The organism is Carnobacterium sp. (assembly GCF_040274425.1).
Genome location: NZ_JBEMBC010000088.1, coordinates 1 through 9,940, shown reverse-complemented (window position 1 = coordinate 9,940; position 9,940 = coordinate 1). Strand labels below are relative to the sequence as shown.

The window sequence follows — 9,940 nt, the reverse complement described above, 5'->3', positions numbered from 1 at the left end:
TTTCTTTGGTCGGAAATACATTTTGAGTGTACCACGAATGGCTTTTTTATTTGTCTAGCTTAATTTTACAATCGGCGAAACTAAAAATAGCCAAGTATTTTGTGATATTATACTGAACTGTTTTCTTAGAACATGGCTACTCAATATTTTAGTATCATTGCCATCAAATAAAATAGCACTACTGTAACTTCATAAAAACGTATACGCAAGTTTATTAAAGTGTACCGTTGAGTATTGTTCTTTAGATTTTTAATAGTAAAATGAATAAGTATACGTTAGACTAAAGAAAATAGATTGTAAGCAAATTGAGATACATTTATATAAAAAGAAATAGGGAAGGTAGGAAACGATGTTTAATTTTTGGATGAATTTTATCTTTTTAGTAGTGAGTTGGCTTTTGGCATTATGGATAGATGGATTTACTGATTATAATATTTTAGTCAGCGGTTTATTTTTCGCGTTATATTTTGTTTTACCCGTTGTCAAAAAACAATTTGCTCATTTCATTTTCATTGTCCTCCCCTTTTTGCTTTTCGGAATGTTTCTATCTCCTGAATTTAACGGTTTTATATGGCTGATCTATTTAACTTTAGCGATTCAATCTACAAAGTTTTTTAACAGGAAAAAATTATCTATTTACATAGTGTTTCTTTATGTGCTAACTATTTTGCCCTATGTGTTTTATCAAGAGTGGCTATCTGTTAGTTATGTTTCATTGCTTGCTTTGATTACAGGGATTATGCTTCTTTACTGGAATCAAGCAACACAAAAAGAAAAGAATATACAAGATCAGTACGAATCAATTTATGATGAGTTCCAACTGCTTAAACGACAATTGATGAGCGGCGAACAATTAGTGAGACAAGAAGAACGAAATCAAATTGCTCGAGAAATTCATGATTCTGTTGGTCATCGTTTAACAGCGTTATTGATGCAAATGGAGGTGGCCAGGATTCAGGCCACAACTGAAGAGACGAAGGCTAAGTTTGACGAATTAAAAAAGTTGGCACAAATAAGTTTACAAGATACACGTGAAGCTGTGAAAGCACTCAAGTCAGAAGAGACAGCAGGAATTCAAGCCATAATCCAACTCATACGTAAGTTGGAAGCAGAAAGTCAACTACGTTTATCCATTACAATGCAGACTGGTACATTAAGCGCAGTATTAACCAATCAGCAATCTGTAGCGATTTATCGATCGATTCAAGAAGCTTTAACAAATATGATGAGACATAGCTCAAGTAACCAAGCGGTTATTGAGTTTCAAATTGTTGCTCAAAGAGACTTGCGCTTTCAAGTGAGCCATCCTCTGAAAGAAAAAATAACCATTAAAGAAGGTTTTGGATTAACAAATATGCGTGAACGTTTAGCTGAAGTTGATGGGAGAATCAATATTCATCAAATAGAAGGCAAACTGAATGTAATGGGTCAATTCCCATTGGAGGTGAAGACATTTGATTAATATTTTACTTGCTGAAGACCAATCCCTTATTCGTCAAGGATTAAAAATAATGATAGAAACAGATGAAGAATTTCAAGTGACAGGAGAAGCAAGCAATGGCAAAGAAGCTGTTGATTTGTGTGACAGGCAATCGTTTGACCTGGCAATTTTAGATATCCGTATGCCTGTTATGACGGGGTTAGAAGCGATGCGCATCATGCGCAAACGCTGGCCTGATATGGTTATACTAATATTAACAACTTTTAATGATGAAGAGTACGCATTAGAGGCATTAAAATATAAAGCTAATGGTTACTTGTTAAAAGATGGGAATTCAGAAGAACTTATTCGATCGATTCGAAGTGTATTAGGTGGTGGTTTGGTGATTGAGGATCATGTTGCTGCCAAAGTTATGCCTATTTTAATGGAACGCCAAACAGCACTACTTGAAATGGATAAGTCACTGACAAATCGAGAGATAGACATTATTTCTTGTATTGGTGATGGGATGAGTAATCAAGAGATTGCTTCAAAGTTATTTTTATCTGTTGGTACAATAAAAAATCAAATATCCGTAATCTTAAATAAATTGAACTTACGTGACCGAACACAAATCGCAATTTATGCAACGAAACGTGACGGTAAAAGAAACTGAAATTAGTGACTAAAGTCACATCAATTCATGACTAGAGACAGTATCTTTGCTGTCTCTTTTTATTTTATACTAAGGTTAACAGTTGGAACAGGTAGACTTAATTGAACGCATTTGATTAAGACACAAAACTTTATAAAGGAGGATATTGATTATGATTGAAGTAAAAAATCTAGGAAAAACATTCAAAAAAAAAGTAGCTGTGGAAGATGTAAATATGTATTTAGAAGAGGGAGAATCAGTGGGATTGTTGGGTCCGAATGGGGCAGGAAAGTCGACAACTATCTCTATGATTTCAACCTTACTTCCACCAACAAAAGGAACGGTCAAATTTAATGGAAAAGATGTTTTCAAACACCCAAAGGAATTGCGTCCAGTTTTAGGAGTTGTTCCCCAAGAAATCGCTTTGTATGAGGAATTGTCAGCTTACGAAAATATGAAATTTTTCGGAAAAGTATATGGCTTAACTGGAAAAGAACTAGAAGATAAAATTCAAGAAACTTTAGAACTAGTTGGCTTAAAAGAGCGACAAAAGGATGCAGTAGATACTTACTCTGGGGGAATGAAGCGTAGAATTAATATTGCTGTTGCTTTAATGCATGATCCAAAAATTTTGATTATGGATGAACCAACGGTTGGAATCGATCCACAATCTAGAAATTATATATTGGATATGGTAAGAAAATTAAACAGAGAAAAAGGTTTAACAATACTCTATACTAGCCACTATATGGAAGAAGTTGAGAAGTTATGTGACCGTGTCTATATTATGGATCATGGACAAATAATCGCTTCTGGAACGAAAGAAGAATTAAAAAGTATTTTATCTAATGAAGAAACTGTAACTATTCAAGTAGAGGAATTAAAAAAAGAGTTTTCGGATCTATTGTCTTCACAACAGAGAATCAATCGAATGATGGAGGGCGAGAACGAATACAATTTGATTGTATCCAAGGGAGAGCAATTACTTGGAGAAATTTTTGACTATGCACGGCAGACTCAAGTGAAAATCATAGGCATTCATGTACAGACTCCGACTTTAGAAGATGTATTTCTACATTTGACTGGTCGTAAATTGAGAGACTAATGAAGGGAATGAAAGCATGTTTAATTTAATAAAAAAGGATTTTTTGACACTTTCAAAAAGTAAAAGTGACCTTCTTGAATTACTTTTTATGCCCTTCATTTTGATTGCTATTCTAGGATTTGCTTTAGGAAATCTTATGATGGGGGGATCCACAAGCAGCACTTTTAATATAGGAATTGTAAATGAACAAAATTTTGAAGAAGATCTTAAACGTTTAGAAAACGAGTTCATAGAACAAGGTTTTCCAGAAGAATTAGTGGCAGAAACATTAGCTGGTGCTGAAGAGATTGATCCTGCAGCTATGTTATACAATTTGTTTGAAGATGAAAGTTTTGAAAATCTTATTGTTGTTGATGAGTTTGACAATCTAAATTCAGCAACTGAAGCAATGAATGAAGAGGAGATTACTGGATTTATCACAATTCCGAAAGAGTTTAGTTATAATGTATGGCAATCTATTTATCTTGAAGAGAAGATGACAAGTACTTTAGATGTGACTGTGGCAGAAGAAGAGAGTATGGTCTCAACTATCCTACAAAGCGTAGTCACAAGTTTCATTGATCAATATAATTTGGAGACCTCAATTGCTTTAGCTACTAACGGACAAGCTGGAGTAGAAAATCAAACGCTAGAGCATGGTGAAAAAATACAGATTTCTGTCGAAGAACCGGTAAATGCATTCCAATATTATACGATTGGAATGGGAGTTATGTTTGCACTCTCAACAGCTCCAGCTTTAGCTAATCGAGCTTTTAAAGAAAAAGAGCAGCATGTTTTTGGACGTATTATGTTGTCTGGAACTAAACCGTTAACTTATTTGAGCAGTAAAATGATATCTGGAACATTGATCACATTTGTTCAACTGGTTATCCTGTTTACTTTATCTACATTAATTTTTGGAACATTCAGTGGGAGAGATAGTGATTTTTGGATAAATGTCTTTTATACAACTGGCTTGTATTCATTACTTGTTGGAAGTCTAACGAGTATACTTACATCAATTTCATTGTATGCAAATGATAATACTACAGCAGGTTTCTTTGGCTCTTTTGTAAGTGTATTTGCCCTTTTAGGAGGAAGCTTTACTCCAGTGGAACAGTTTTCAGAGACTTTAAAACAAGTAGGGAACTGGACACCAAATGGAGCTACAATGACTTCTTATCTGCAATTGTTGCAAGGATTTAATTTTCGAGAAGTGCTTCCTTTAATGATGAGAATAATTGGAATGACTGTAATTTTCTTACTGCTGGCAGTAATCATATTTCCAAAAAGGAGGTTAGATTAAATGGGTGATGTATTTATGCTCCAATGGAAAAGATTGCTGAAACACCCCATGCTTGTTGTGATGTTTTTAGGATTAACAATATTATTTGTTTACTTCATGGGTGGAACTCAAGTGAATTCATCTGTAAATGTACCAGTATATACTGAAAGTCTAACGAAAGAAGAACTAAGTATTTGGGTGGATCGCTTAAATAAAGACGATTCAATAATTTTTGAAGCAACGGATTATAAAACAGTGGAAGAAGAAATTCGGATGAACGAAATTGGTTATGCAATGGAAATAGATAAAGAAACGTATCGGTTTTTAATAGGTCGAGAAGATGAACGATTACCGGTAGTAGAACAACATGTTGATCAAATTGTTAGGGAGAACATTCGTCTAGAAGAAGTCAGAGATTCGTTTCCAGAAAGTAAGATTGAAATCCAGGAGTTTTTAACGGTTGATAAGACCCACCAAGTTGAGGACATAGGGACTATGGATCAGTTTCAGTTGAGTATTTTAATTGGGATGACCTTTTACTTTACTGTTTATACTATCTTATATCTACAAATAAATTTAGTTGAAGAGAAAAGAATGGGAACTTGGAATCGATTAATTTTCTCTCCCCTTTCGAAAACTCAAATTTATTTAGGACATCTTTCTCACTATTTTTCAGTAGGATTAGGTCAGGTATTACTCGCTTTTTTCATTTTAACCAAACTATTAGATATTGATTTAGGAACAAATTATCTATCAATGGCAGCAGTTACTTTGGCTTTTATATTTGCTATTGTTTCGTTAGGAATGTTGGTATCAGCTTTAGTACCTTCGCCGCAGTCTTTACAGGTAGTAATTCCGATTGTAGCTACATCTATGGCAATGTTAGGTGGTGCTTTTTGGCCAATAGATATCGTTAGTAACCAATTCTTACTCTTTATAGCAGAGTTGATGCCTATTAGGCATGGATTAAATGGAATGATAGACGCTATTTATTTAGGTCTCCCAATAAGTGAGATTTTACAGCCTATTGGAATCCTACTTCTTATGGGAATCTTGTTTATGGGTATTGGAATTAATTTGATGGAACGTATGTCAAAAGCTTAGATATTAGAAAATAGTAGATGATAGCAGGAAAAGCTGATCTGGAATACACGGATTTTTTTGATTGTAAAGAGTTCCTCTTTTATGTGAAAAGGCCTTCCACGTAAAAGGAAAGAATAGTTGGTTAAAAGGAAGAAGCTAGAAACATTTTGTGTTTCTAGCTTCTTCCGTTTTATATAATCACTACAGACGTCTCATTACCTAGTCCTTGATCTTGTACTTCAAGTCCGAACATTTGCTCTTCAGGTATTCCCATGTCTACTTTGTAAAAATCACAGCCATTGGCTTTGACTGCATCAGCATTTTCCATACTGAATGCAATTAAAGAACTGCTGGTTGTTTGAGTATATGCAATTGATTTTTTTGTAAATAATGAATAGCTGCACGCTTATAACTGTCAAGTAATCCATTTTTACTTCATAGGCACATAGAATGAGCTCACTAAAATTCCTTGAGCAATTAAGCTTATATAAGGGTGAGAAAGTAGAAAAAGTAAAGTACTAAATCGGAATGAAGCTTTCTTTTAAATTATTATACATTTTTTAGTACCAATCTATTAGTAAATACGTTGTAATTACTATTGGGATTTGTTAAAATATAGGTGAACTAATAAAGGAGATGAGCATAATGAAGACTAGAAAACAAGGGAATGCCATTGTATTAACAGTCCCTACGAAGTTCAATCTTCAACCAAATCAAGAATACGTAGCCGTAAAAGGTGAATTAGGAAGTATTACTTATGTACCTAAAGTAAATAATATTTTTGAAAAAGCTCTAGAAAATAACGAAACTTTAAGATTTGAGGATGAATTTAACGAGGATAAAAAATTAATTGGAAGAGAAGAAGTGTAATATGATTTACTCGATTAATGATTATACACCAAAACAAGGGGATATCGTTTGGATAAATTTTAATCCTAGTGCTGGAAGAGAAATTCAAAAGAAGAGGCCGGCTTTAGTCCTTAGCTCAGATGCTTACAATGCCACAACTGGGTTTATACAAGTGTGTCCAATTACGTCCACCAATAAAAGTAGACCAGGGTTTATTCCTTTATCAAAGGATCATACCATCCATGGAACAATCAATGCGATGCAAATAAAAGGATTCGATTTTATGGCAAAAGAAAGAGCCGTAACTTTTGTCGAAAAATCTACGACTGCTGAATTAGGGATTGTTGCCCAAGTAGTTACCGATATTTTTTCCTTTGATAAGTTGTTAGGAGAATAAGAACCTTAAAAGTAATTTATCCGCTACGAATCCTAAAATTTTGTCTAACAGTAAAAAACCGTCAGAGATTTGCTCTGACGGTTTTTATCATATGTCTACATTGCCATCCAACTGGGCTCTAAGGTATTTCCATCTGGGTCTTGTACTTCAAGTCCAAACATTTGGTCTTCAGACATCCCCATGTCTACTTTATGGAAATCACCGCCATTGGCTTTTGCTGTTTCAGCAAATTTTTTGACTGCATCAGCATTTTCTAGGCTAAATGCAATTAGAGAGCTACTAGTGGTTTGAGTATTTGCAATTGTTTTATTTTTAATGAAACGGCTATAAAATTCGTGATTCAGCAACATGATCCAAAAGTTCTCATCCCAAACCATTGCGACAGCTTCATCGTTTGAGAATTCGTTATTTTTAACAAAACCTAATTTTTCATAAAATGCAGCAGAGCGATTGACATCAGATACAGGGAAATTTACAAAAACCATTGTTGACATAAAAATCCTCCATTCTTTTCATAGACTGATTTTATTACAAATAGAGCATCTCACGAGGGAGCTTTTTTGTCAAAAATAGGAGATTAAATTGCACTAGTCATTCTAATGTTTATGCCATTGTCTACACGAGTAAGAAATGAAGGCTAAAACCGACGATTTGGTGAGAGGCTCTGAGCTTTATTTAGTTAAAAAATAAGCTCTTCTATTATACTTAGGTAGAGAAGGTAATAGGAGGCAACTAAGATGAAAAAAATGATCAGGGGAACGAATTATGCATCTATTGCAGTAGAAGATGTAGGAGAAGGGCAGCCAGTTGTTTTCTTGCATGGATGGCCGTTTAATCATCAGATGTTTGAATACCAATACAATTATTTTTTGCCTAGAGGGTATCGAATGATTGGAATCGACTTTCGTGGGTTTGGTGAGTCTGATCTAGTGATTGAAGATTACGGATATGACATATTTGCGGACGATGTTAAGAGAGTTTTAGAAGAACTGCACATTGAAGAGGCTATTTTGGTCGGATTTTCGATGGGTGGAGCGGTAGCCACGCGTTACATGGCTCGTCATAAGGGATTTGGAATTAAAAAGCTGATCTTAATCAGTGCAGCAGTTCCGCAATTTGCTAAGAAACCTGCTTACTCCATCGGGATTAAAAAGTCAGAAATCACAGCCATGATTGAACAAATTCAAGTTGATCGTCCTAAACTGATCCAAGACTTTATTAAAAAGTTGTTTCATGAGAAAACCTTAGTCTCCTATAAAGGTTGGCTGACAAATTTGGCATTAGGGTCTTCTTCTTATGGGATGATTCTTTCAGCTCTGGCTATGCGAGATGAGAATGTACGAGAAGACCTTGAAAAAATTACGGTATCGACCTTGATTTGTCATGGCAAAAAAGACGCTGTTTGTTCGTATGAAGTGGTGGAAGAAATGACTCAATTGATTTCTAAAACTATTGTCGTGCCCTTTAGAAAGAGCGGACACGCGATTTTCCACGATGAAACAGAGAAATTGAATCGGACGATGTTGATGTTTATTCAAAATAAGAACTAACGAAAAAAGCTAGAAACAGAACCTGTTTCTAGCTTTTTTGTCTACTATATTTATTTTGCACATAATTCTAGTAGACTTATGCAGATTGGAATTGGCTTTGATAAAGATCAGCATAGAAGCCGTCTTTTTCCAATAACTCATGGTGGCTACCAGTTTCAATAATATTCCCTTTATCCATAACTAAAATGAGGTCTGCATTTTTAATCGTCGACAATCGATGGGCAATCACAAAGCTGGTTCTGTCCAACATGAGATGATCAATCGCTTGTTGAATTTTAATTTCCGTTTTAGTATCGATACTTGAAGTTGCCTCATCTAAGATCATGACTTTCGGATCGGATAATATGGTCCGAGCAATGGTTAACAATTGTTGTTGCCCTTGAGAAATCATATTATTTTCACTCGAAATAATCGTATCATAACCTTCTGGTAACGTTTGGATAAAAGAGTCACACTGAGCTTTTTTAGCTGCGGCAATAACTTCTTCTCTAGTAGCGTCTTTCTTTCCGTAGCTAATATTTTCAGCAATGGTTCCTTCAAATAACCATGTATCTTGCAATACCATACCAAACTGTTTTCTTAGATCATGTCTGGTTAGGGTGTTCGTGTCGATCCCATCAAATAAAATAGAACCACTATTAATTTCGTAGAAACGCATCAATAAGTTTACAAGTGTTGTTTTCCCAGCACCCGTAGGACCTACGATAGCAATCGTCTTTTTGGGTTCTGCAATAAAGTTAACGTCTTTCATGATCAATTGATTTTTGTTGTAGCCAAAACTGACATGCGAAAATTCGATTTGACCAAGTGGATTATCAATCACATTAGCCTTTTGGATATCTGGAACTTCATTTTCTTCATCCAAAACTTCATAAATCCGTTCAATGGCTGCTAAACAACCTTGAAGCATATTTACAACATATGAAGCTTCTGTAATAGGGTCTGAAATTTGATTAACATATTGTAGAAAAGCTTGAAGCAATCCGATTGTTAGCGTTCCTTGGATGGCTAAAGTAGCCCCCATTAAGGCACTGCTGATATACGCCAATTGAGTAATGCTTCTCATGATAGGATAGATCGCAAAGTTAACAAATTGGGCCTTTTTATGTGCTTTATATTGTTCGTCGATTAATTGATTGGCTTTTTGAATGACTTCTTCTTGTTTATTAAAAGCTTTAATAATCGTGTTTCCAGAATAATATTCCTCCGTAGCGCCACTTAATTTTCCTAAGGTATACATATTGTCGCCAAATAACGTTTGATTCTTTTTAGAAATGACTTTCGTGACAATAATATTGATCAGGATCATAAAAATAATGATCAAGGATAAACGGCCGCTAACATAAATCATTAGACTCAACCCAACAATGACAATGATGATTGAACTAATAAACTGATTAAAACTCATGACAATAAAGTTCGCTACTTTATCTGCATCGGCTGTCGTTCGACTTAATAGATCGCCTACTTGTGTTTGATCGTAAAAATTTAAAGGCAATTTATTTAGTTTAGCTGTTAATTTCTTTCGTAAGGTTAGACTGGCTTCTTCGCTGACAGATGCGATTAAATATTCTTGGAAGTAATTACAAATAAATATAATTCCAGCAATGACCAATA

General features: G+C 34.7%; 10 protein-coding genes and 1 pseudogene. 8 read left to right on the top strand and 3 right to left on the bottom strand.

What is annotated here, in order from left to right; genetic code table 11:
- Window positions 1–349: 349 nt before the first annotated feature.
- From ABS911_RS12870 to ABS911_RS12850, 5 genes are all read left to right on the top strand, one after another.
- A complete protein-coding gene (locus ABS911_RS12870; protein WP_350467890.1) occupies window positions 350–1,462 on the top strand; it encodes a sensor histidine kinase in 1,113 nt (370 codons plus the stop codon).
- Entirely contained in the window at window positions 1,455–2,096 is a 642-nt protein-coding gene (locus ABS911_RS12865; RefSeq protein WP_350467889.1) for a response regulator transcription factor, read from the top strand. The genes ABS911_RS12870 and ABS911_RS12865 overlap by 8 nt, the downstream gene beginning before the upstream one ends.
- Before the next feature lie 151 nt (window positions 2,097–2,247).
- A complete protein-coding gene (locus ABS911_RS12860) occupies window positions 2,248–3,180 on the top strand; it encodes an ABC transporter ATP-binding protein (RefSeq protein ID WP_350467888.1) in 933 nt (310 codons plus the stop codon).
- A gap of 16 nt (window positions 3,181–3,196) precedes the next feature.
- Window positions 3,197–4,465, top strand: a complete 1,269-nt coding sequence (locus ABS911_RS12855) for an ABC transporter permease (protein WP_350467887.1) — start codon at window positions 3,197–3,199, stop codon at window positions 4,463–4,465.
- Window positions 4,466–5,548, top strand: coding sequence for an ABC transporter permease (locus ABS911_RS12850; RefSeq protein WP_350467886.1), 1,083 nt, complete (start codon window positions 4,466–4,468; stop codon window positions 5,546–5,548).
- A gap of 169 nt (window positions 5,549–5,717) precedes the next feature.
- Here the strand turns inward: ABS911_RS12850 and ABS911_RS15390 are convergent.
- Window positions 5,718–5,924: pseudogene (locus ABS911_RS15390) on the bottom strand (VOC family protein); the annotation flags it as partial.
- Between the two features lie 248 nt (window positions 5,925–6,172).
- On the opposite strand from ABS911_RS15390, the gene mazE reads away from it, so the two are divergent.
- Together mazE and ABS911_RS12840 are read left to right on the top strand one after the other, a co-directional pair.
- Window positions 6,173–6,397 (top strand): type II toxin-antitoxin system PemI/MazE family antitoxin, encoded by a 225-nt coding sequence (gene mazE / locus ABS911_RS12845; protein ID WP_350467885.1) that lies wholly within the window; start codon window positions 6,173–6,175, stop codon window positions 6,395–6,397.
- 1 nt (window position 6,398) lies between these two features.
- The gene (locus tag ABS911_RS12840) at window positions 6,399–6,773 is read left to right on the top strand and encodes a type II toxin-antitoxin system PemK/MazF family toxin (protein ID WP_350467884.1); all 375 of its coding nucleotides are present in this window, start codon (window positions 6,399–6,401) and stop codon (window positions 6,771–6,773) included.
- A gap of 95 nt (window positions 6,774–6,868) precedes the next feature.
- Here the strand turns inward: ABS911_RS12840 and ABS911_RS12835 are convergent, their stop codons facing one another.
- A complete protein-coding gene (locus ABS911_RS12835; protein ID WP_350467883.1) occupies window positions 6,869–7,267 on the bottom strand; it encodes a VOC family protein in 399 nt (132 codons plus the stop codon).
- 243 nt (window positions 7,268–7,510) lie between these two features.
- On the opposite strand from ABS911_RS12835, the gene ABS911_RS12830 reads away from it, so the two are divergent.
- Entirely contained in the window at window positions 7,511–8,323 is an 813-nt protein-coding gene (locus tag ABS911_RS12830) for an alpha/beta fold hydrolase (protein ID WP_350467882.1), read from the top strand.
- A gap of 76 nt (window positions 8,324–8,399) precedes the next feature.
- Here the strand turns inward: ABS911_RS12830 and ABS911_RS12825 are convergent.
- A partial coding sequence (locus ABS911_RS12825; RefSeq protein WP_350467881.1) for an ABC transporter ATP-binding protein occupies window positions 8,400–9,940 on the bottom strand: 1,541 nt, incomplete at its 5' end.

What these genes read in the sequence shown, in the direction of transcription:
- ABS911_RS12835 (WP_350467883.1), bottom strand. Translation starts at nt 7,267, where the DNA reads ATGTCAACAATGGTTTTTGTAAATTTCCCTGTATCTGATGTCAATCGC.
- ABS911_RS12860 (WP_350467888.1), top strand. Translation starts at nt 2,248, where the DNA reads ATGATTGAAGTAAAAAATCTAGGAAAAACATTCAAAAAAAAAGTAGCT.
- ABS911_RS12855 (WP_350467887.1), top strand. Translation starts at nt 3,197, where the DNA reads ATGTTTAATTTAATAAAAAAGGATTTTTTGACACTTTCAAAAAGTAAA.
- mazE (WP_350467885.1), top strand. Translation starts at nt 6,173, where the DNA reads ATGAAGACTAGAAAACAAGGGAATGCCATTGTATTAACAGTCCCTACG.
- ABS911_RS12830 (WP_350467882.1), top strand. Translation starts at nt 7,511, where the DNA reads ATGAAAAAAATGATCAGGGGAACGAATTATGCATCTATTGCAGTAGAA.
- ABS911_RS12850 (WP_350467886.1), top strand. Translation starts at nt 4,466, where the DNA reads ATGGGTGATGTATTTATGCTCCAATGGAAAAGATTGCTGAAACACCCC.
- ABS911_RS12870 (WP_350467890.1), top strand. Translation starts at nt 350, where the DNA reads ATGTTTAATTTTTGGATGAATTTTATCTTTTTAGTAGTGAGTTGGCTT.
- ABS911_RS12840 (WP_350467884.1), top strand. Translation starts at nt 6,399, where the DNA reads ATGATTTACTCGATTAATGATTATACACCAAAACAAGGGGATATCGTT.